24 protein-coding genes and 1 other annotated feature are annotated in these 22,438 nt (G+C 45.1%); all 24 genes read left to right on the top strand.

The features are described from left to right. The first annotated feature begins 119 nt into the window (after nucleotides 1-119). The 24 genes from sigH to rpsC all read left to right on the top strand — a co-directional run bounded on the left by sigH (nucleotide 120) and on the right by rpsC (nucleotide 22,438). A complete protein-coding gene (gene sigH / locus V6W81_RS25725) occupies nucleotides 120-764 on the top strand; it encodes an RNA polymerase sporulation sigma factor SigH (RefSeq protein ID WP_024633601.1) in 645 nt (214 codons plus the stop codon). 304 nt (nucleotides 765-1,068) lie between these two features. After that, entirely contained in the window at nucleotides 1,069-1,218 is a 150-nt protein-coding gene (gene rpmG, locus V6W81_RS25720) for a 50S ribosomal protein L33 (RefSeq protein WP_072735843.1), read from the top strand. 21 nt (nucleotides 1,219-1,239) lie between these two features. Continuing rightward, the gene (secE, locus tag V6W81_RS25715; RefSeq protein ID WP_056697649.1) at nucleotides 1,240-1,431 is read left to right on the top strand and encodes a preprotein translocase subunit SecE; all 192 of its coding nucleotides are present in this window, start codon (nucleotides 1,240-1,242) and stop codon (nucleotides 1,429-1,431) included. Between the two features lie 22 nt (nucleotides 1,432-1,453). Beyond that, entirely contained in the window at nucleotides 1,454-1,987 is a 534-nt protein-coding gene (nusG, locus tag V6W81_RS25710; protein ID WP_056697652.1) for a transcription termination/antitermination protein NusG, read from the top strand. Nucleotides 1,988-2,055: 68 nt separating this feature from the next. After that, the gene (rplK, locus tag V6W81_RS25705) at nucleotides 2,056-2,481 is read left to right on the top strand and encodes a 50S ribosomal protein L11 (RefSeq protein WP_145053357.1); all 426 of its coding nucleotides are present in this window, start codon (nucleotides 2,056-2,058) and stop codon (nucleotides 2,479-2,481) included. Between the two features lie 94 nt (nucleotides 2,482-2,575). Then, complete coding sequence (gene rplA, locus V6W81_RS25700; protein ID WP_056697658.1) at nucleotides 2,576-3,268, top strand: 50S ribosomal protein L1; 693 nt, start codon at nucleotides 2,576-2,578, stop codon at nucleotides 3,266-3,268. A 68-nt stretch (nucleotides 3,269-3,336) separates the two neighbouring features. Beyond that, nucleotides 3,337-3,483: a sequence feature (ribosomal protein L10 leader region), on the top strand. Nucleotides 3,484-3,507: 24 nt separating this feature from the next. Beyond that, complete coding sequence (rplJ, locus tag V6W81_RS25695; RefSeq protein WP_145053355.1) at nucleotides 3,508-4,011, top strand: 50S ribosomal protein L10; 504 nt, start codon at nucleotides 3,508-3,510, stop codon at nucleotides 4,009-4,011. Nucleotides 4,012-4,081: 70 nt separating this feature from the next. Continuing rightward, the gene (rplL, locus tag V6W81_RS25690) at nucleotides 4,082-4,444 is read left to right on the top strand and encodes a 50S ribosomal protein L7/L12 (RefSeq protein ID WP_145053353.1); all 363 of its coding nucleotides are present in this window, start codon (nucleotides 4,082-4,084) and stop codon (nucleotides 4,442-4,444) included. Nucleotides 4,445-4,540: 96 nt separating this feature from the next. Then, nucleotides 4,541-5,158 carry a class I SAM-dependent methyltransferase gene (locus V6W81_RS25685; protein WP_145053350.1) on the top strand — a complete coding sequence of 206 codons (618 nt, stop codon included), beginning with the start codon at nucleotides 4,541-4,543 and terminating at the stop codon, nucleotides 5,156-5,158. Nucleotides 5,159-5,551: 393 nt separating this feature from the next. Next, the gene (gene rpoB / locus V6W81_RS25680) at nucleotides 5,552-9,097 is read left to right on the top strand and encodes a DNA-directed RNA polymerase subunit beta (protein WP_145053348.1); all 3,546 of its coding nucleotides are present in this window, start codon (nucleotides 5,552-5,554) and stop codon (nucleotides 9,095-9,097) included. Nucleotides 9,098-9,209: 112 nt separating this feature from the next. After that, the gene (gene rpoC / locus V6W81_RS25675; protein WP_145053346.1) at nucleotides 9,210-12,824 is read left to right on the top strand and encodes a DNA-directed RNA polymerase subunit beta'; all 3,615 of its coding nucleotides are present in this window, start codon (nucleotides 9,210-9,212) and stop codon (nucleotides 12,822-12,824) included. 204 nt (nucleotides 12,825-13,028) lie between these two features. Beyond that, nucleotides 13,029-13,280: a ribosomal L7Ae/L30e/S12e/Gadd45 family protein gene (locus tag V6W81_RS25670; RefSeq protein ID WP_128103679.1), complete on the top strand. Its 252-nt coding sequence runs from the start codon at nucleotides 13,029-13,031 to the stop codon at nucleotides 13,278-13,280. A 150-nt stretch (nucleotides 13,281-13,430) separates the two neighbouring features. Beyond that, nucleotides 13,431-13,853, top strand: a complete 423-nt coding sequence (gene rpsL / locus V6W81_RS25665) for a 30S ribosomal protein S12 (protein ID WP_056697677.1) — start codon at nucleotides 13,431-13,433, stop codon at nucleotides 13,851-13,853. Nucleotides 13,854-13,940: 87 nt separating this feature from the next. Continuing rightward, the gene (gene rpsG / locus V6W81_RS25660; RefSeq protein WP_056697679.1) at nucleotides 13,941-14,411 is read left to right on the top strand and encodes a 30S ribosomal protein S7; all 471 of its coding nucleotides are present in this window, start codon (nucleotides 13,941-13,943) and stop codon (nucleotides 14,409-14,411) included. Between the two features lie 48 nt (nucleotides 14,412-14,459). Next, nucleotides 14,460-16,538, top strand: a complete 2,079-nt coding sequence (fusA, locus tag V6W81_RS25655) for an elongation factor G (RefSeq protein WP_145053342.1) — start codon at nucleotides 14,460-14,462, stop codon at nucleotides 16,536-16,538. A gap of 94 nt (nucleotides 16,539-16,632) precedes the next feature. Further along, on the top strand, nucleotides 16,633-17,823 hold the full coding sequence (tuf, locus tag V6W81_RS25650; RefSeq protein ID WP_145053340.1) for an elongation factor Tu: 1,191 nt from the start codon (nucleotides 16,633-16,635) through the stop codon (nucleotides 17,821-17,823). A 436-nt stretch (nucleotides 17,824-18,259) separates the two neighbouring features. Next, nucleotides 18,260-18,568: a 30S ribosomal protein S10 gene (gene rpsJ / locus V6W81_RS25645; protein WP_017692074.1), complete on the top strand. Its 309-nt coding sequence runs from the start codon at nucleotides 18,260-18,262 to the stop codon at nucleotides 18,566-18,568. Between the two features lie 46 nt (nucleotides 18,569-18,614). Then, complete coding sequence (gene rplC / locus V6W81_RS25640; protein WP_338540762.1) at nucleotides 18,615-19,238, top strand: 50S ribosomal protein L3; 624 nt, start codon at nucleotides 18,615-18,617, stop codon at nucleotides 19,236-19,238. A gap of 25 nt (nucleotides 19,239-19,263) precedes the next feature. After that, nucleotides 19,264-19,887 carry a 50S ribosomal protein L4 gene (gene rplD / locus V6W81_RS25635; protein ID WP_056697690.1) on the top strand — a complete coding sequence of 208 codons (624 nt, stop codon included), beginning with the start codon at nucleotides 19,264-19,266 and terminating at the stop codon, nucleotides 19,885-19,887. Next, complete coding sequence (gene rplW, locus V6W81_RS25630; RefSeq protein WP_024633586.1) at nucleotides 19,887-20,177, top strand: 50S ribosomal protein L23; 291 nt, start codon at nucleotides 19,887-19,889, stop codon at nucleotides 20,175-20,177. Before rplD ends, rplW begins: the two co-directional genes overlap by 1 nt. Nucleotides 20,178-20,208: 31 nt before the next feature. Then, nucleotides 20,209-21,039, top strand: coding sequence for a 50S ribosomal protein L2 (gene rplB, locus V6W81_RS25625; protein WP_056697692.1), 831 nt, complete (start codon nucleotides 20,209-20,211; stop codon nucleotides 21,037-21,039). Nucleotides 21,040-21,110: 71 nt separating this feature from the next. Beyond that, the gene (gene rpsS, locus V6W81_RS25620) at nucleotides 21,111-21,389 is read left to right on the top strand and encodes a 30S ribosomal protein S19 (RefSeq protein ID WP_056697694.1); all 279 of its coding nucleotides are present in this window, start codon (nucleotides 21,111-21,113) and stop codon (nucleotides 21,387-21,389) included. Between the two features lie 35 nt (nucleotides 21,390-21,424). Then, complete coding sequence (rplV, locus tag V6W81_RS25615) at nucleotides 21,425-21,757, top strand: 50S ribosomal protein L22 (protein ID WP_024633583.1); 333 nt, start codon at nucleotides 21,425-21,427, stop codon at nucleotides 21,755-21,757. Nucleotides 21,758-21,772: 15 nt separating this feature from the next. Next, entirely contained in the window at nucleotides 21,773-22,438 is a 666-nt protein-coding gene (gene rpsC, locus V6W81_RS25610) for a 30S ribosomal protein S3 (RefSeq protein ID WP_056697698.1), read from the top strand.

The following is a 22,438-nucleotide window of genomic DNA, read 5'->3' as shown; positions in this document are numbered from 1 at the left end:
TCATGTTCTTTTTTAGGCAGAGCGTGGTTGACGGTGTGAGGTAGCATCATATATACTTGTCCTATATTTCATAGAGTAGAGTAACGGGGTACCTTGCGTTGCAGCCGGAGGGATTGTCTGTGAGTGTCGACCTCAAAGATATCATGTTATCAAAGTATGATTACCAAAGTGACGAAGACATTGTCGAAGCGGTCCGTGAAGGTGAAAGCGAAGCGCTGGAGTTTTTGATTAACAAATATCGCAACTTTGTACGCGCCAAGGCAAGATCTTATTTTCTGATTGGGGCAGACCGGGAAGATATTATTCAAGAAGGAATGATTGGACTCTATAAATCTATTCGAGATTTTAAGGGTGACAAATTGGCTTCGTTCAAAGCTTTCGCTGAGCTGTGTATTACACGGCAGATCATTACGGCGATTAAGACAGCGACACGTCAAAAGCACATTCCACTTAATTCATATGTGTCTCTGGACAAGCCTATTTATGATGAAGAATCCGATCGTACCTTACTCGATGTGATTTGTGGAACCCAGGTCAGTGATCCTGAGGAACTTATCATTAATCAGGAAGAGTTTGTAGGCCTGGAAGATAAGATGTCAGAGATTTTGAGTGATCTGGAACGTAAAGTTTTAATGTTGTATCTTGACGGTAGATCTTATCAAGAAATCGCAGTTGATCTGGACAGACATGTGAAGTCCATTGATAATGCGTTACAGCGTGTGAAGCGAAAACTTGAAAAGTATTTGGAAGTTCGAGATAATTGAACAATTGTTGTCGTTGACGGAAAAGGCTCGGGGTTTGAGTCTTTTTTTGCTGCTTTAAGTTTATAAAATAAAAGATTGATAATACTAGTAATCGTTCGATCCAAGTAGGAGAAGAGAGAAAATCAGAGATAAGCAGCCGAATGCAGAGACGCGGAACTTTTACCCAGTAATGAAAGGCTATTCTTTCGTTGACATGGTTATACCCTTATGATAAAGTGTTTTAGGTAGGCCTAAATTCGCGGCTTTTTTTTTAGGATCAATTTAGAGACTCTGCTTGAGCGGAAGTCTTCGGGAGGTGTACATCATGCGGGTAATTATCACTTTGGCTTGTACTAACTGCAAACAAAGAAATTACACAACGACAAAAAACAAGCGTAATCACCCCGACCGCATGGAGATGAAGAAATTTTGCAAGTTTTGTAACGAGCAGACTTCTCATCGCGAAACCAGATAGTTTTTGGGAGGTGTAGTCGGCGTGAAACGAAGTTTCAAATCTCTGATTTCCTTTTTCTCAGAAAGCTGGGCTGAACTTAAAAAAGTTCGCTGGCCTAATCGCAAAGAGCTTACCAACTACACGTTGATTGTTCTTGGTACTGTTGTGGTTATGACGCTGTTTTTTTGGGTCGTTGACATCGGCATCTCCTTTGTGATCGAAGCGATTATTTAAGAAGGGTCCCAGGTGGCTTGATATGGAAAAAAGATGGTACGTCGTTCATACCTATTCAGGGTATGAGAATAAGGTCAAAGCCAATTTGGAAAAACGCGTAGAGTCCATGGGCATGGAAGACAAGATTTTCCGCGTTCTTGTTCCGATGGAAGAAGAAGTGGTGAACAAAGACGGTAAGAAAAAGACCGTTATGCGTAAAGTTTACCCCGGTTATGTCTTGGTTGAAATGATCCAAACGGATGACTCTTGGTATGTTGTTCGCAACACGCCAGGTGTTACGGGATTTGTCGGTTCGACAGGTTCCGGGTCCAAACCAACTGCACTGTTGCCTGAAGAAGTGGAACAAATTCTGAAGCATATGGGCATGGTTGAACCGAAGCCGAAAATTGAATTCGATATTAAGGAATCCGTACGTATTAAAGTTGGTCCTTTTGCGAATTTTGTGGGCTCCGTGGAAGAAATTTTGGTAGACAAAAGCAAGTTGAAAGTGCATGTGAACATGTTTGGACGGGAAACACCGCTTGAGTTGGAATATACGCAAGTGGAGAAGATATAGTTTCTTCAAGTTTCTTGTGGGAGAACCGAGAGGTTCGCTAACCACTATTTTGCAAGGAGGTGTCAATCATGGCAAAAAAGGTAATCAAAATGGTAAAACTTCAGATTCCAGCAGGTAAAGCGAATCCAGCGCCTCCGGTAGGTCCAGCTTTGGGTCAAGCAGGTGTCAACATCATGGCATTCTGTAAAGAATTCAACGCTCGTACAGCCGATCAAGCAGGATTGATTATTCCAGTTGAGATTTCTGTATTCGAAGACCGTTCCTTTACATTCATCACTAAAACTCCACCAGCAGCAGTTCTGTTGAAAGTGGCAGCTAAAGTTGAAAAAGGATCCGGCGAGCCGAACAAGAAAAAAATCGCTACCGTTAAACGTGATGCGGTACGTCAAATCGCGGAAACAAAAATGCCTGACCTGAATGCAGCAGACGTTGAGTCCGCAATGCGTATGGTCGAAGGTACTGCCCGCAGCATGGGTATCACCATCGAAGACTAATTTTCATCTGAAACATAGCTTCGTAAAACCGGTCGATTCGCGACCGGTTGATGTGGGAGGTATATCCGCTAACACCACAAAGGAGGAATAAAACATGGCTAAACACGGTAAAAAATACCTGGAAGCTGCTAAGCTGATCGATAGCGAAGCAACTTACGAGCCTTCAGAAGCTGTAGAGCTTGTGAAAAAGGCAGCCACTGCAAAATTCGATGAAACTATCGAAGCAGCAGTACGTTTGGGTGTAGACCCTCGTAAGCAAGACCAGGCTGTACGTGGTGTTGTTGTCTTGCCACACGGCACAGGTAAAACACAACGCGTATTGGTATTTGCAAAAGGTGACAAAGCGAAAGAAGCGGAAGCGGCTGGCGCGGACTATGTTGGTGATGCAGACATGATCAACAAAATCCAACAAGGCTGGTTCGAATTCGACGTCTGCGTAGCGACACCAGATATGATGAGTGAAGTAGGTAAATTGGGCCGACTGCTCGGCGGTAAAGGTCTAATGCCTAACCCTAAAGCCGGAACGGTAACTTTCGACGTAACTAAGGCTGTTCAAGAAATTAAAGCCGGTAAAATCGAATATCGTCTGGATCGTGCAGGTCAAATTCACGCACCGATCGGTAAAGCTTCTTTCTCTAACGAGCAACTTAATGAGAACTTCAAAGCTCTCATGGATGCTTTGAATCGTGCTAAACCGGCGGCAGCTAAAGGTGTTTATCTGAAGAATATCAGTATTTCTTCTACGATGGGCCCTGGCGCACGCGTGAACGCAGCAGCTTTTAGATAAAATGTTCTTGACAGGCTCGTCCTGTTTTGATATTCTATAAAAGTTGTGAGTCCGAGTGACTGACCGTTGACATTTGAATATGCTTACCGTAGACAGTAGGTGCCATCTGGCTTAATTTCCTACCGAGGTGTGATTATAGAACTTAGAACGATGTAAATCGATGATGAGTATATATCAAGCCTTCGTGATTCTACGGAGGCTTTTCTTAATGGGATAAATTTGATCAGGAGGTGTACAGATTGGCAAACGCAAAAGTGATTCAAGCAAAACAAGAGTCCGTTGATGCAGTTACAGCAAAATTGCGCGAGAGCGCAACTACAGTTGTTGTTGACTATCGCGGATTGAACGTTGCCCAAGTAACTGAGCTGCGTAAGCAACTTCGTGAAGCAGGAATCGAATTCACAGTGCTGAAAAACACGTTGCTTCGCCGTGCGACTGCTGCAGCAGAATTGACAGAACTCGATAACGTTCTGACAGGGCCTACTGCAATTGCATTCAGCGGAGAAGACGCTGTAGCTCCAGCCAAAATTCTGAACGACTTCGCGAAAAAGAACGATGCACTGAAATTGAAAGGTGCAGTTGTAGAAGGTCGCGTAATCGGAGAAGAAGAAGTTAAAGCATTGGCAGAACTTCCATCCCGCGAAGGTCTCCTTTCCATGCTCCTCAGCGTGCTTCAAGCGCCAGTGCGCAACTTCGCGCTTGCGGTTAAAGCTGTTGCAGACAAAGAAGAACAAGGCGCGTAAGCTACTTGATCTAAATACTGCTTAGCAGTATGAAATACAAAAAAATAAAATTATATATGGAGGTTCAATCATGAGTAAAGAGCAAATCTTGGAAGCAATCAAAGGCATGACTGTACTGGAACTGAACGATCTTGTTAAAGCAATCGAAGAAGAATTCGGCGTAACTGCTGCAGCTCCAGTAGCTGTTGCAGGTGGCGGAGCTGCTGCAGCTGAAGCTGAGCAATCCGAGTTCGACGTAATCTTGGCAAGCGCTGGCGCTTCCAAAATCAACGTTATCAAAGCAGTTCGCGAAATCACTGGTCTTGGCTTGAAAGAAGCTAAAGAAGTAGTTGACAACGCTCCAAAAGCATTGAAAGAAAAAGTAAGCAAAGAAGAAGCTGAAACTATCAAAGCTAAATTGGAAGAAGCAGGCGCTTCAATCGAAGTTAAATAATTTAGCTTTTACAAGCTGAATGAACAAAACAACAAACCCCTTGACTTATATCAAGGGGTTTGTTGCTGTAATTGCAAATGGAAAGTGAGTGAGGACATGTCCAATCATTATTATTCGGACAAACCGCAAGTAGCGCATGATCGGAAGGCGACTGAAACGATGCTTCGTGGATTTAGTCTGCGGTTCGTGACAGACGCTGGTGTATTTTCCAAAAACGGAATTGATTATGGCAGCAGAGTATTAATTGATGTGATGGAGATTCCGACAGGAGCTCACGTTCTTGATGTGGGTTGCGGATACGGACCGATGGGTCTTACAGCAGCGAAGCTTGTACCGGATGGGCATGTCACCATGATTGATATCAACGAGAGAGCTGTTGAACTTTCCAAGGAAAATGCAAAAGCGAATGGAATTAACAATGTTACCGTCATGCAAAGTAATCTACTGGCTGGAGTGGAAAAGGAAGACTTTGATGTTATTCTAACCAATCCCCCTATACGGGCTGGGAAAGAAACGGTTCATACTATATTTGAACAGGCTCATCGTCATTTGAAGGTTGGTGGTTCGTTGTGGATCGTCATTCAGAAGAAGCAAGGAGCTCCTTCGGCAAAATCGAAGTTAGAGACTTTGTTTGGAAGAGTAGAGGAAGTCACAAAGGATAAAGGCTACCGAATTTTCAAAGCGGTGAAAACGGAAGAAGTCGCTGAAGGCTGATTCCCGATTTGTAAAGTAAGCAGGGGAGCATTTTTTTTGCAATAGGACTATTGACTTGAAATTCAGGTCGTGGTATTATTGTAAAATGTCAGTATTAAGATGCCCTACTTGGCTTTAGCTAACTAAAAATGTCAACCTTTTTTTACGCCGAACGGGCTTATTATGCCAACGTTTGGCGTATAATATGTACATTTTGGGCAAACTGGGGATAAGAATGTTTTGGAAGACATCCGCCGATCAAAGTTGCTCTTTTTTCGAACGACATTTCGAGTAAGGGCTTTTCTTTATTTGTGGATGCATTGCTTTGCTCTGTATGTGTACCATTATAAGGTTACAAACAGAGGTTCGCAACGAAATTTTTAAAGTGAGTAGACATTGAGGGGTGAGTTTAAGTTGGCAGGACATCTTGTTCAATATGGTCGACGCACTCGGCGCAGTTATGCACGAATTAACGAGATACTCGAAGTTCCGAACCTGATTGAAATCCAACAAAAATCCTATGATTGGTTTTTGGAGGAAGGGTTGCGCGAAATGTTCCAGGATATCTCGCCGATCCAGGATTTTACAGGAAATTTGATTTTGGAATTTATCGATTACAGTCTCGGAGAACCGAAGTATACAGTAGACGACGCTAAAGAGCGTGACGTTACTTATGCAGCACCACTTCGGGTCAAAGTCCGGCTCATTAATAAGGAAACCGGCGAAGTCAAGGAGCAGGAAGTATTCATGGGAGATTTCCCGCTGATGACCGATACTGGCACATTTATTATTAATGGTGCGGAACGGGTTATTGTCAGCCAGTTGGTTCGCTCTCCTAGCGTTTACTTCAGCACTAAAGTAGATAAGAATGCCAAAAAGACGTATACCGCGACAGTTATTCCTAACCGCGGCGCTTGGCTCGAACTGGAGATGGACGCGAAGGACGTTGTTTATGTCCGGATCGACCGCACACGTAAAATACCGGTGACGGTTCTCCTACGTGCACTTGGTTTTGGCACAGACGCTGAGATTTTGGATCTGCTCGGTAATGACGAATATATCCGCAACACACTGGATAAAGACAACACGGATTCCACGGAGAAAGCGCTGATTGAAATCTATGAGCGTCTTCGTCCGGGTGAGCCACCTACGCTTGATAATGCGAAGAGCTTGCTCGTAGCGCGTTTCTTTGATCCAAAACGTTATGACCTGGCTAATGTAGGTCGTTACAAAATCAACAAAAAACTTCACATCAAAAATCGCTTGTTCAACCAACGCTTAGCTGAGTCTTTGGTTGATACCGAAACTGGTGAAATCATTGCTGAAGCAGGTCAAATGGTCGACCGTCGTTTGCTCGACGAGATCATGCCGTACCTAGAGAAAAGCGTTGGTTTCCGCACATATCATGTGGCGAACGGCGTTTTGGATGCCAATGATATCCCGATGCAAACCATTGATGTGTTCTCACCGATTGAAGACGGTAAAGTTGTTAAATTGATTGCCAATGCTAACATTGACAAATCAGTTAAGAACATCACACCGGCAGATATCATTTCATCAATCAGTTACTTCATTAATCTACTGCACGGCATCGGTAGCACAGATGATATCGATCACCTGGGTAACCGTCGTCTGCGTTCAGTAGGTGAACTCTTGCAGAATCAGTTCCGTATCGGTTTGTCTCGTATGGAACGTGTTGTTCGTGAGAGAATGTCCATTCAGGATGCTAACGTAATCACGCCTCAGGCTTTGATTAACATACGTCCTGTTATCGCATCAATTAAAGAGTTCTTCGGTAGCTCTCAATTGTCACAGTTTATGGATCAAACGAACCCACTGGGTGAGTTGACGCATAAACGTCGTCTGTCCGCACTCGGACCAGGTGGTTTGACGCGTGAGCGTGCCGGCATGGAAGTCCGTGACGTGCATCCATCCCACTATGGCCGGATGTGTCCGATCGAGACACCAGAGGGACCGAACATTGGTTTGATCAACTCCTTGTCTACGTTTGCTCGTGTAAACGAATATGGTTTCATTGAAGCTCCATATCGTTGGGTAGATCCGAAGACAGGTGTTGTAACTGAGCAGATCGATTACCTGACAGCAGACGAAGAGGACAACTATGTTGTCGCTCAAGCGAACGCGAAGCTGAATGAAGATGGAACATTTGCTGAAGAAGCGATCATTGTACGTTACAACAAGCAGTCGGATAACATCCTTACGATGCCGAGTGAGCGAGTTGACTACATGGACGTATCTCCTAAGCAGGTTGTATCCGTCGCTACAGCGCTCATCCCGTTCCTTGAGAACGATGACTCCAACCGTGCGCTTATGGGATCGAACATGCAGCGGCAAGCCGTTCCACTCTTGATTCCTAAAGCTCCGCTTGTCGGAACAGGTATGGAACATAAAGCCGCAAAAGATTCTGGTGTATGTATTGTCTCCAAATATGACGGGATTATCGAACGTTCTTCTGCGAACGAGATCTGGCTCCGTCGTTTGGAAGAAGTAGATGGCCAAGAAGTCAAAGGCGATATTGTTAAATATAAATTACACAAATTTATGCGTTCGAACCAAGGAACATGCATTAACCAACGTCCGATCGTCAAAAGAGGTGCTGTTGTCAAAGCTGGCGACATCCTTGCAGATGGTCCTTCAACGGAAATGGGTGAATTGGCTCTAGGACGTAACGTTGTCGTTGCCTTCATGACTTGGGAAGGTTACAACTACGAGGATGCGATTTTGCTCAGTGAAAAACTCGTTAAGGAAGATGTGTATACATCCATCCATATCGAGGAATATGAGTCAGAAGCGCGTGATACGAAGCTCGGACCTGAAGAGATTACACGTGATATCCCGAACGTTGGGGAAGAAGCGCTGCGTAACCTTGATGAGCGTGGTATCATCCGAATCGGTGCTGAGATCAGTGCTGGCGACATTCTAGTTGGTAAAGTAACACCAAAAGGTGTAACTGAGCTGACAGCTGAAGAACGTCTCTTGCATGCAATCTTTGGTGAGAAAGCACGTGAAGTACGTGATACTTCCCTGCGTGTGCCTCACGGTACGGACGGAATCGTAGTAGACGTTAAAGTGTTCACGCGTGAGAACGGTGATGAGTTACCTCCAGGTGTTAACCAACTCGTTCGTGTGTATATTGCCCAAAAACGGAAAATCTCCGAGGGTGATAAAATGGCCGGACGTCACGGTAACAAAGGGGTCGTGGCTCGTATCCTACCGGAAGAAGATATGCCTTTCTTGCCGGATGGTACACCTGTTCAGATCGTTCTTAACCCACTGGGCGTACCTTCCCGGATGAACATCGGTCAAGTACTCGAAGTTCACTTGGGTATGGCAGCAATGCAGCTCGGGATCCACGTAGCAACTCCTGTATTCGACGGAGCGAAGGAGTATGACGTCTTCGATACGATGGAAGAAGCAGGAATGCAACGTAATGGTAAAACTGTCCTGTATGATGGTCGTACAGGTGAAGAGTTTGAACGTGAAGTTACCGTTGGTGTCATGCACATGATCAAGCTGGCACACATGGTTGATGATAAAATCCATGCCCGTTCCACAGGCCCTTACTCTCTCGTTACGCAACAGCCATTGGGTGGTAAAGCCCAATTCGGTGGACAACGTTTCGGTGAGATGGAAGTATGGGCGCTTGAGGCTTATGGTGCAGCTTATACCTTGCAAGAAATCTTGACTGTTAAGTCCGATGATGTTGTTGGTCGGGTGAAAACGTATGAATCCATCGTCAAAGGTGAGAATGTTCCGGAACCAGGTGTTCCTGAGTCATTCAAAGTATTGATCAAAGAGCTGCAAAGCTTAGGTATGGACGTTAAGATTTTGAGTGAAGATGAGCAAGAGATTGAAATGAAAGAAATGGACGATGAAGATGACGCTGCGAGCGATAAGCTCAGCCTCAACCTTGAGGGTACAGAGGTCGGAGCGGAGTAACCGCTTCGGGCGCATGATGACCGGCGTTTTTCATCAGGCTCGCGTCTTGCTCCGGCTTCGGCCGGAGGGGGCGTAACCTAGAATACAGGACTTGGTTAAGGAGGGTTGCTCCTTGTTGGACGTCAACAATTTCGAATACATGAAGATCGGGCTTGCTTCCCCAGAAAAAATTCGTTCTTGGTCCCGCGGAGAAGTGAAAAAACCGGAAACGATCAACTATCGTACGTTGAAACCGGAAAAAGAAGGGCTGTTCTGCGAAAAGATTTTTGGCCCTACAAAGGACTGGGAATGTCATTGCGGTAAATACAAACGCGTCCGTTATAAAGGCGTTGTCTGTGATCGTTGTGGCGTTGAAGTAACACGTGCGAAAGTTCGTCGTGAACGGATGGGTCATATCGAGCTTGCTGCTCCGGTATCACACATTTGGTACTTCAAAGGCATTCCGAGCCGTATGGGTCTCGCTTTGGATATGTCTCCAAGATCTCTCGAGGAGATTATTTATTTTGCATCATATGTAGTAACTGATCCAGGAGAAACTCCACTGGAGAAAAAACAGCTGTTGTCCGAAAAAGAATACCGCAGCTACCGTGAAAAATACGGATATGGTTTCCAAGCTGGTATGGGTGCAGAAGCAGTTAAAAAATTGCTTCAAGATCTTGATGTAGATAAAGAGCTTGATTTCTTGAAAGAAGAGCTCCGTACTGCACAAGGACAACGCCGTAACCGTGCAATTAAACGTTTGGAAGTTATCGAAGCTTTCCGTAACTCTGGTAATAAGCCTGAGTGGATGATCATGGATGTACTTCCTGTGATTCCGCCGGAACTTCGTCCTATGGTACAGCTGGATGGTGGACGTTTTGCTACGTCTGACCTGAATGACTTGTACCGCCGTGTAATTAACCGGAACAACCGTCTGAAACGTCTGCTTGATCTGGGCGCGCCAGATATTATCGTGCAAAATGAAAAACGGATGCTGCAGGAAGCTGTTGACGCATTGATCGATAATGGTCGTCGTGGTCGCCCTGTAACAGGTCCTGGTAACCGTCCTTTGAAATCTCTCAGCCACATGCTGAAAGGTAAACAAGGCCGTTTCCGTCAAAACTTGCTCGGTAAACGTGTTGACTATTCTGGTCGTTCCGTTATCGTTGTTGGACCTTACCTGAAAATGTATCAGTGTGGTCTGCCAAAAGATATGGCACTTGAATTGTTCAAGCCTTTCGTAATGAAGGAGCTTGTAAATAAAGGGCTTGCCCACAACATCAAGAGCGCTAAACGTAAAGTTGAGCGTGTAAGTCCTGAAGTTTGGGATGTTCTTGAAGAAGTTATTAAGGAGCATCCGGTTCTGCTTAACCGTGCCCCTACGCTTCACCGTCTCGGTATTCAAGCATTTGAACCGATTCTCGTTGAAGGTAAAGCAATTCGTCTTCACCCGCTAGTATGTACGGCGTACAACGCCGACTTTGACGGTGACCAAATGGCCGTGCACGTTCCATTGTCCGCTGAAGCTCAAGCGGAAGCGCGTATCCTGATGCTTGCATCAGGTAACATTTTGAACCCGAAAGACGGTAAACCGGTTGTTACTCCTTCCCAGGATATGGTGCTTGGTTCTTACTACCTCACTATGGACAACAAGGAAGAAAAGGGCACAGGTATGATCCTGCGTACTGTTAATGAGGCTGTATCGGCTTACCAACGTGGTACTGCTGGACTGCATGCTCGTGTAGCTATTCCAGTTAAGGCGCTTGGTAAAACAAGCTTCACGGAAGAGCAACAAGAGGGCATGTTGCTGACGACGATCGGTAAAATTATCTTTAACGAAATTTTCCCGGCAACCTTCCCTTATATCAATGATGCAACTCGTGCAAACCTTTATCAAGGTACTGCCGATCACTCATTCGTATATGAGAAAGGTGCAGACCTCAAAGAAGCTATCATGAATGCTCCTTTGGCTGGTGGCGTCGGCAAAGAATATCTCGGATCCATCATTGCACGTTGCTTTGAAATTTATCACACAACGGAAACAGCCGTTATCTTGGATAAAATCAAACAACTCGGATTCACATACTCTACTCGTGCTGGTATTACCGTTGCGGTGTCGGACGTTATCGTTCCGCCTGAGAAGTTCGAGATTCTTAGACAGTCTGAGGAAAAAGCACAAATCGTTACGAATCAATACCGTCGTGGTTTGATTACAAACGAAGAGCGCTATGACCGTATCATTGATATTTGGTCAAAATCTAAAGACGACATCACTGAAATCTTGATGAAGTCCATGGATCGTTACAACTCCATCATGATGATGGTTGACTCCAAAGCGCGGGGTAACAAATCGCAAATCACTCAATTGGGCGGTATGCGTGGTCTGATGGCCAACCCATCCGGTCGAATTATCGAACTCCCAATCAAATCGAACTTCCGTGAAGGTCTGACGGTACTCGAGTACTTCATCTCAACTCACGGTGCGCGTAAAGGTTTGGCCGATACGGCGCTACGTACAGCTGACTCAGGTTACCTGACTCGTCGTCTCGTAGACGTTGCGCAAGATGTGATTGTTCGTGAAGATGATTGTGGAACAGATAAAGGCTTCACGGTAAGCCGTATCCAGGATGGTAAAGAGGTTATCGAGGATCTCTACGATCGTATTGAAGGTAGATATTGCTTCGAAACTGTTCGTCATCCGGAAACAAAAGAAATCATTGCGCACCGTAATGAATTGATTGATTCTGACAAAGCAGAAGCAATCATCAAAGCAGGCGTAACTAAATTGCAAATCCGTTCTGTACTCAGCTGCCGTGCTCGTCATGGTGTCTGCAAGAAGTGTTACGGTCGTAACTTGGCGACTGGTAAACACGTGGAGATTGGTGAAGCAGTTGGTATTATCGCAGCACAATCCATTGGTGAGCCAGGAACACAGCTTACAATGCGTACGTTCCATACCGGCGGTGTAGCCGGAGACGATATCACGCAAGGTTTGCCGCGTATCCAAGAGTTGTTTGAAGCTCGTAATCCTAAAGGTCAAGCAACGATCAGTGAGATTGATGGTGTGGTTAAAGAGATTCGCGAAGCGAAAGACCGTCGTGAAATCGAAATCCAAGGTGAAGCGGAGTCCAAAGTCTACTCTGTTACTTACGGTTCCCGTGTGCGCGTAAGCGAAGGCATGGAAATTGAAGCAGGCGATGAGTTGACAGATGGTTCCATCGATCCAAAAGAAATGCTACGCATCAAAGGTGTACGTGGTGTACAAAACTACATTTTGCAGGAAGTACAACGCGTATATCGTAACCAGGGCGTAGAAATCAACGACAAACACGTTGAAGTTATGATCCGTCAAATGTTGCGTAAAATCCGTATCGTTGATGCGGGAGATACGACACTCTTGCCAGGGTCATTCGTGGATACGCATGAGTATGAAAGAGCCAACAAAACAGCGATTCTTAGTGATAAAGAGCCTGCGGTTGCAAAACCAATCTTGCTCGGTATTACGAAAGCATCCCTGGAAACTGACTCCTTCCTCTCGGCGGCGTCGTTCCAAGAAACTACTCGTGTCCTGACAGATGCAGCGATCAAAGGTAAAGTCGATCAGTTGCTCGGTCTGAAAGAGAATGTAATCATCGGTAAACTGATTCCTGCTGGTACCGGTATGAACCGTTATCGTAGCATCAAATTTGCCGAGCCAGAAGATGGCCAATCTTCAGTAGAAGAACTTGAGCCAGTTTCGGTTGATTAATAGATTGCTCTTCATTTGAAGAGGATTGAAGGTTTTGTACGTCAGTGAGCGGACGCCTGTTTGATACAGATGGACGTTCCTGATGTACGTAAACTTTTGATAAAATGTTTTGGTAATAGCATTGACAATGTTTGTTCTAGATGCTAATATATCAAAGGTGCGTGAGTAGATGATTGTATTTAGTCCTATTCGGAGGAATGAACAATGTCTAATGAAAAAGGCTTGCAAGATGCTCATGTCAAGATAGGTACCAAACAGACCACGCGGATGGTTCAGACAGGTATGGCTTCCGAAGTCTATGTGGCTGAAGATAGTGATCCGCAGCTTACTTCCAAAATCATTGCTTTGTGTGAACAACACAATGTAAAGTACACGAAAGTGGACACAATGAAAAATCTTGGCAAAGCTTGCGGGATTGGAGTAGGGGCAGCAATGGCTGCAGTCGTAAAATCATAACGTAAGGAACGTTTTTGTCCGAGAACTTTTAGTGATTCTCCAAGGCAAAAACTTTTCATTTGTCTTTTTATGAACCGCCTGGGTCTGTGGACTTAGCTAAAAGAGGTTTATAAAGAAACATGAATAATTGAGGAAGGGGGTGGCAATCACATGCCAACTATTAACCAACTGGTTCGTAAAGGACGTCAAGCTAAAGTTGATAAGTCAAAATCACCAGCTTTGCAAAAAGGATTCAACGCTTTGAAACGTGAATCCACTAACATCAGTGCCCCACAAAAACGTGGTGTCTGCACTCGTGTAGGTACAATGACTCCACGTAAACCGAACTCTGCACTTCGTAAATATGCCCGTGTTCGTTTGACGAACCGTCTCGAGGTAACTGCTTATATCCCGGGAATCGGACATAACCTTCAAGAGCACAGTGTGGTATTGATCCGCGGAGGTAAAGTAAAAGACCTTGCAGGGGTTCGTTATCACATCGTTCGTGGAGCTCTCGATACTGCAGGCGTTAACAACCGTATGCAAGCTCGTTCTAAATACGGTGCTAAGCGTCCAAAAGCTAAAAAAGCTTAAACTAATATAAGTAGATTATCCTGAAGCCTTCTGGCTTAGGTCTGGAAGGTGCAGGATCTGCTGAACAAGAAAGAAAGGGGGATATCCATGCCACGCAAAGGTCCAGTTACAAAAAGAGACGTGTTGCCAGATCCGGTATACAACTCCAAGTTGGTTACTCGTTTGATCAACCGCATCATGCTCGACGGAAAACGCGGTGTTGCTCAAAGCATTCTGTATAATGCGTTCAAGTTGATTCAAGAACGCACGGGTAATGACCCGATGGAAGTATTTGAGACAGCTATCAAGAATATCATGCCAGTCCTGGAAGTTAAAGCTCGCCGTGTCGGCGGTGCCAACTACCAAGTACCAATCGAGGTTAAACCAGAGAGACGTACTGCTCTGGGATTACGTTGGCTCGTAAACTACTCCCGCAACCGCGGTGAGAAAACGATGGAAGAGCGTTTGGCGGCTGAGATCATCGACGCTTCCAACAACACAGGCGCTTCCGTTAAAAAACGTGAAGATACGCACAAAATGGCTGAAGCGAACAAAGCGTTTGCTCACTACCGTTGGTAGGATTCAGTTCATAAAAAATAACTTCAATTTTGAAGGGAGACCCATTTCATGGCTAGAGAGTTCTCCTTGAAAAATACACGTAATATCGGGATTATGGCTCATATTGATGCGGGTAAAACCACGACAACTGAGCGGATCTTGTTCTACACAGGCCGTACGCACAAAATCGGTGAAGTTCACGAAGGCGCTGCGACAATGGACTGGATGGAGCAAGAACAGGAGCGCGGAATTACGATTACTTCCGCTGCAACTACCGCTGCTTGGAAGGGTCACCGCGTTAATATCATTGATACCCCGGGACACGTTGACTTCACTGTTGAAGTTGAACGTTCCCTTCGTGTATTGGACGGAGCAGTTGGTGTATTCAGTGCGAAAGAAGGCGTTGAGCCTCAGTCCGAAACCGTATGGAGACAGGCTGACAAGTACGGCGTACCTCGTATCGCATATGTAAACAAAATGGATATCATCGGTGCTGACTTCCTGAACGTTGTATCTGACATGCGTGATCGCCTTCAAGCGAACGCTGTTGCGATTCAACTTCCAATCGGCGCTGAAAATGATTTCAAAGGTATCATTGATATCGTTGCTCAAAAGGCTCATATGTACAAAGATGACCTGGGACAAGATATCGAAGAAACCGAAATCCCTGCAGAATTTGCAGATCAAGTTGAAGAACTTCGCAACGAGTTGATTGAGCGCGTTGCTGAACTTGACGAAGATTTGACTATGAAATACCTGGAAGGCGAAGAGATCACAATTGATGAGATCAAAGCCGCTCTCCGTAAAGGTGTAGTAGAAGTTAAGATTTTCCCAGTTATCTGTGGTTCTTCATACCGTAACAAAGGTGTTCAACTGATGTTGGATGCTGTTATCGACTACTTGCCAGCTCCAATAGATGTACCATCAATCACTGGTCATCTTGAAGATGGAACTGAAGCAGTTCGTAAGTCCTCTGATGAAGAGCCATTCTCTGCACTGGCATTCAAAATCATGACTGACCCTTACGTTGGTAAATTGACATTCTTCCGCGTATACTCCGGTATTCTTCAATCCGGTTCATATGTATTGAATGCAACTAAAAACAAACGTGAGCGTATCGGTCGTATCCTTCAAATGCACGCGAACAGCCGTCAAGAGATCACTGAAGTTTACTCCGGTGACATTGCAGCTGCAGTAGGTTTGAAAGATACGGGCACAGGTGATACACTATGTGATGAGAAAAACCCGGTAATCTTGGAGTCAATGAACTTCCCTGATCCGGTTATCGAAATCGCCGTTGAACCTAAAACCAAAGCTGACCAAGATAAAATGGGTGTTGCTCTCGGTAAGTTGACAGAAGAGGATCCAACTCTTCGTGCTCACACTGACGAAGAAACAGGCCAAACAATCTTGGCAGGTATGGGTGAGCTTCACCTTGACATCATCATCGACCGTATGCGTCGTGAGTTCAAGGTGGAAACTACTGTGGGTAAACCACAAGTAGCTTACCGTGAAACATTCCGTGCTCCAGCGCGCGTTGAAGGTAAATTCGTACGTCAATCCGGTGGTCGTGGTCAATACGGTCACGTATGGGTTGAATTCGAACCTCTCGAGCCGGGTACAGGCAGTCAGTTCGAAAGTAAGATTGTCGGTGGTTCCGTACCAAGAGAATACATTCAACCTGCACTGTCAGGGATTGAAGAGCAAATGAAAAACGGCGTTATTGCAGGCTTCCCGCTTGTAGACGTTAAGGCTACTATCGTAGACGGATCTTACCATGATGTCGATTCCAACGAGATGGCATTTAAAATTGCCGGATCTATGGCGCTGAAAGCAGCGAAAGACAAATGTAGTCCAGTTCTGCTTGAGCCAATCATGAAAGTAGAAGTAACCGTTCCAGAAGAGTACATGGGTGACGTAATGGGAATGTTGAACTCCCGTCGTGGCCGCATCGAAGGTATGGATTCCCGTAGTGGAGCTCAAATCATCCGTGCTAAGGTACCTTTGTCTGAAATGTTTGGTTACTCTACAACTCTTCGTTCTGGTACTCAAGGACGCGGCGTGTTCTCCATGGAACTCTCTCACTATGAAGAAGTTCCTAAGAGCATCGCTGAAGAAATCGTTGCCAAAACAAAAGGCACCGAGTAGTTTTCTCACACTGGATGCAAGTGCATAAGAATTCATTTCGGAGCACTTCATTCAGTGAAAACATAAATTATAATTTTAAGGAGGCCACGTTCAAATGGCAAAGGCTAAATACGAACGTAATAAACCCCACGTTAACATCGGTACTATCGGTCACGTCGATCACGGTAAAACAACTCTGACTGCTGCAATCACAACTGTATTGTCAACAACTTACGGTGGTGCTGCTGTAGCATTCGACCAAATCGACAAAGCTCCAGAAGAGCGCGAGCGCGGTATCACTATCTCCACAGCACACGTTGAGTACGAAACTGACACTCGTCACTACGCTCACGTAGACTGCCCAGGTCACGCCGACTATGTTAAAAACATGATCACTGGCGCGGCACAAATGGACGGAGCTATCTTGGTAGTATCCGCAGCTGACGGCCCAATGCCACAAACTCGTGAGCACATCTTGCTCTCCCGTCAAGTAGGCGTACCTTACATTGTTGTATTCTTGAACAAATGTGACATGGTTGAAGACGAAGAGTTGTTGGAATTGGTTGAGATGGAAGTTCGTGACCTTCTTAACGAATATGAGTTCCCAGGTGATGATACTCCAATCACTCGTGGATCCGCTCGTGAAGCTCTGCAAAACCCTACTGGTGAGTGGGCTCAAAAAATCGTTGACATGTTCAAAGAAATCGATACTTACATCCCGCTTCCTGAGCGTCAAACTGACAAGCCTTTCTTGATGCCTGTCGAGGACGTATTCTCCATCACTGGCCGTGGTACAGTAGCTACTGGTCGTGTAGAGCGTGGTACTGTTAAAGTCGGCGAAGAGATCGAAATCGTTGGTATCACTGAAGAAACTAAAAAATCCGTAGTTACGGGCGTTGAGATGTTCCGTAAATTGTTGGATTCCGCTCAAGCGGGTGATAACATCGGTGCATTGTTGCGTGGTGTTGACCGTACTCAAATCGAGCGTGGTCAAGTACTGGCAAAGCCAGGTTCTGTTAAACCACACACAGAATTCACTGCACAAATCTACGTTTTGACTAAAGAAGAGGGTGGCCGTCACAAGCCTTTCTTCACTGGATACCGTCCACAGTTCTACTTCCGTACAACTGACGTAACTGGTATCATCAACTTGCCAGAGGGTACTGAAATGGTAATGCCTGGTGACAACATCACGGTTACTGTTTCCCTGATCTCCCCAATCGCGATTGAAGAAGGAACTAAGTTCTCCATTCGTGAAGGTGGACGTACAGTAGGTGCCGGTTCCGTAGCATCTATTCAAAAATAATTCAGCTTTACGCTGAATAAAGCATATGCAACAGTGTACTGGAACGAGTAACATTGTACTGTAACGAAGCTTCGGAAGAGTTCTTTATCCGACATCGGATAAAGAACTCTTTTATTATGTAAATGTTCGGAACCTTCGTCTCGTAAAAGTGAACACTATTTATACTATAGAATGATTGGCTAGGCAGCTTGAATATAAGAGAAAAAACACTGCAATAAACGAACGCTTTTCATAAGAAAAGATTAGTTTAAATGTTTTTTTTAAATATGCTTGCAATACGCCCATTTTTTCTATATAATAATGAATGTTGTTCTGAGACGTTGCGATGATGTGAGAGGTTACTGGCACACCCGGCCCCTTTGCCATGAGGCGGTGGCTAGAAAATTTTCACGGAGTATGTCCGATAAAAAATTGGGCGATAGAAGGAGGGACTAAAATGGCAAAGCAAAAAATTCGTATTCGTTTGAAAGCTTACGACCACAGAATTCTTGATCAATCCGCGGAGAAAATTGTTGAAACAGCAAAACGTTCGGGTGCAGGTGTATCCGGTCCGATTCCGCTTCCTACTGAAAAACAAATCATTACTATTCTTCGTGCGGTGCACAAGTACAAGGATTCTCGGGAGCAATTCGAACAACGCACGCATAAGCGTTTGATCGACATCGTTAACCCGACTCCACAAACTGTGGATGCCTTGATGCGCTTGGATCTGCCGTCCGGTGTAGATATCGAAATTAAATTGTAATACAAGCTACAACAAAGACCATGTATAGAGGAAAAGAGGTGTCAACATGAAAGCAATCTTAGGAAAAAAACTCGGAATGACTCAAGTATTTACTCCTGAAGGTAACGTTATTCCTGTAACGGTTATCGAAGCAGGCCCTTGTGTTGTTTTGCAAAAGAAAGACATTGAGAACGATGGCTACGAAGCAATTCAAATCGGATACTCCGATAAGAAAGAGAAAAATGCTAACAAGCCAGAAGCAGGTCACGCTAAAAAAGCGAATACTGCCCCTAAGCGCTACGTTCGTGAAGTTCGCGGTATCAACATCGCTGAATATGAAGTTGGCCAAGAACTGAAAGCTGACATTTTCGCTGAAGGCGAATTCGTTGACGTAACGGGTGTTTCTAAAGGTAAAGGTTTTGCCGGCGTAATCAAACGTTGGGGACAAAGCACTGGGCCTATGTCACACGGTTCTCGTTATCACCGTGGCCCGGGTTCGATGGGTTCGATCCAAGCTAACCGCGTTCCTAAAGGCAAACGCCTGCCAGGACACATGGGACATGATACAGTTACAATCCAACGTCTTGAAGTAGTTAAAGTGGACGCTGAGCATAACGTGTTGCTCGTGAAAGGTTCCATTCCTGGACCGAAAAACAGTCTCATTAAAGTTAAAGAAACGGTGAAAAAATAACCACTGAAGAAAGGAGGAACACAAAATGCCAAAAGTATCAGTTTACAATGTAGATGGTAGCCAAGTAGGTGAAGTTGAATTGAACGATGCTGTATTCGGAATTGAGCCGAATCAACACGTTCTGTACGATGCAGTTCTTATGCAACGCGCTTCCCTTCGTCAAGGTACCCACAAAGTAAAAGGACGTTCTGAAGTGCGTGGCGGTGGACGTAAGCCTTGGAAACAAAAAGGTACAGGTCGCGCTCGTCAAGGTTCAATTCGTTCTCCACAATGGAAAGGCGGCGGTATCGTATTTGGTCCGACACCACGGAGCTATGCGTACAAACTGCCTAAGAAAGTTCGCCGTTTGGCGATCAAATCAGCTCTTTCATCCAAAGTGCTTGACAATGACATTATCGTTTTGGATGCTCTCGCATTGAGCACACCTAAAACTAAAGAATTTGCAGCTATTTTGAACAACCTCAAAGTAGGACGCAAAGCTTTGATCGTAGCACCTAGCTATGATGATAATGTAGCTCTTTCCGCACGGAATATTCCAGGCGTGAAATTCGTAGCTGCTGACGGCATTAATGTTCTTGACGTGCTTGCGCACGACAAACTGATCATTACGAAAGAAGCAGTTCAGAAGGTAGAGGAGGTGCTCGCGTAATGAAGGATCCTCGTGATATTGTAAAACGTCCGATTATTACGGAACGTACTGCTGACATGATGAACGACTTGAAATATGTATTTGAAGTCGATATCCGTGCAAACAAAACCGAGATCAAAAAAGCGGTAGAAGCTATTTTCAACGTAAAAGTGAAAAACGTGAACACACTTCGTGTTCCAGCTAAACCGAAACGGTACGGACGTTATTCCGGATATACTAGCGAATGGAAAAAAGCGTTTGTAACGCTGACACAAGACAGCAAAACGCTTGAGTTCTTTGAAACTGTATAATTGAAATTGTTGAAGTAAGGAGGGAAACCCAGTGCCAATCAAAAAGTATAAACCAACATCCCCGGCAAGACGGAACATGTCCGTTTCTACATTTGAGGAAATCACCACAGATAAGCCGGAGAAATCGTTGCTTGCCCCGCTTAGCAAACAAGCAGGCCGCAACAACCAAGGTAAAATTACAGTTCGTCACCATGGTGGTGGACACAAACGTAAATACCGTATCATTGACTTCAAACGTACTAAAGATGGAATACCGGGCCGCGTTGCTACAATCGAGTATGACCCGAACCGTACATCTAACATCGCTCTGATTCACTATGCTGATGGTGAGAAACGTTACATCATCGCTCCTAAAGGTTTGAAAGTTGGAGATCAAGTATTCTCTGGACCTGAATCAGACATCAAAATTGGTAACGCGTTGCCACTCGAAAACATTCCAGTAGGTACCGTTATCCACAACATCGAGTTGAAACCAGGTAAAGGCGGACAATTGGTTCGTGCTGCTGGTACAGAAGCTCAGTTGCTTGGTAAAGAAGAAAAATACGTTTCCGTTCGTCTCTCTTCCGGAGAAGTTCGTCGTATTCTTAAAGTTTGCCGTGCGACAATCGGATCCGTTGGTAACCAAGACCACGAGCTCATCAAAATCGGTAAAGCCGGTCGTAGCCGTTGGTTGGGACAACGTCCTGAAGTTCGTGGTGTGGTAATGAACCCTAACGATCACCCTCACGGTGGTGGTGAAGGTCGTGCTCCAATCGGACGTAAATCGCCAATGTCACCATGGGGTAAACCTACTCTTGGTTTCAAAACGCGTAAGAAAAATAAAGCTTCTGATAAATACATCATTCGCCGCCGCACGAAGTAATACACACTGTGCATGACTTCGTGAGGCATCTGCGGATGCATAATAGCTACGTTTGAAGGGAGGATCTCCACATGAGTCGCAGTTTGAAAAAAGGGCCATTCATTGATGGCTACATGCTCAAGAAGGTAGAAGAGATGGAAGCGTCAGGTAAGAAGAACGTTATCAAAACCTGGTCCCGTCGCTCTACAATTTTCCCACAATTCATCGGACACACATTTGGCGTTTACGACGGTCGTAAGCACGTGCCAGTGTATGTAACTGAGGACATGGTTGGACACAAACTGGGTGAGTTCGCTCCAACCCGTACGTACAAAGGCCATACTGATGATGATAAGAAAACAAGAAGATAAATGAACATCTTTAATGTTTGAGAGGAGGTTACACAATGGAAGCAAAAGCACATGCTAAGTTTATCCGGATTGCTCCTCGTAAAGTTCAACTCGTTGTTGACTTGATTCGCGGCAAGCAAGTAGGTGAGGCGGTTGCCATTCTCCGTCACACTCCGAAATCTGCTTCTCCAATCGTTGAGAAGTTGCTCAACTCCGCTATTGCGAACGCGGAACATAATTATTCTTTGGATGTTAATAACTTGGTTATCTCGCAAGCTTACGTGAACCAAGGACCGACAATGAAACGTTTCCGCCCTCGTGCAATGGGACGTGCAAGTCGTATTAACAAACGTACTAGCCACATCACTTTGGTGGTATCTGAAAAGTAAAAGGAGGGGAAACGTGTGGGCCAAAAGGTAAATCCAGTCGGACTCCGTGTCGGAGTTATCCGTGACTGGGAATCTAAGTGGTATGCAGGCAAAGACTTCGGTGATCTTTTGATGGAAGACGTGAAAATTCGTGAATTCCTGAAAAATAAATTGAAAGACTCCGCTATGTCTCGTGTTGAGATCGAGAGAGCGGCTAACCGCGTAAACGTAACGATTCACACAGCGAAACCAGGTATGGTAATCGGTAAGGGTGGATCTGAAGTAGAAAATCTTCGTAACCAAATTACGAAAATTGCTGGCGGTAAAAAAGTACACATTAACATCTCTGAAATTAAGAACCAAGACCTGGACGCAGTCCTGGTAGCAGAAAGCATTGCACAACAATTGGAACGTCGTGTTTCTTTCCGTCGTGCTCTGAAACAAGCTATTCAAAGAACTATGCGTTCTGGCGCAAAAGGTATTAAAACTCAAGTAGGCGGACGTCTTGGCGGAGCTGAGATTGCACGTTCTGAAGGCTACAGCGAAGGAACTGTTCCACTGCACACACTGCGTGCTGACATTGACTATGGTACTGCAGAGGCTCATACTACTTACGGACGTATCGGCGTAAAAGTATGGATCTATCGTGGAGAGGTTCTTCCTACGGCTAAGAAACAAGCTGCTAAGGAAGGAGGCAACTAA

This window comes from Paenibacillus tundrae (assembly GCF_036884255.1).
In the GTDB taxonomy this organism is placed as follows: Bacteria; Bacillota; Bacilli; order Paenibacillales; family Paenibacillaceae; genus Paenibacillus.
Note: the sequence above shows the minus strand (reverse complement) of the source record. Positions and strands in the feature narration are given on the sequence as shown.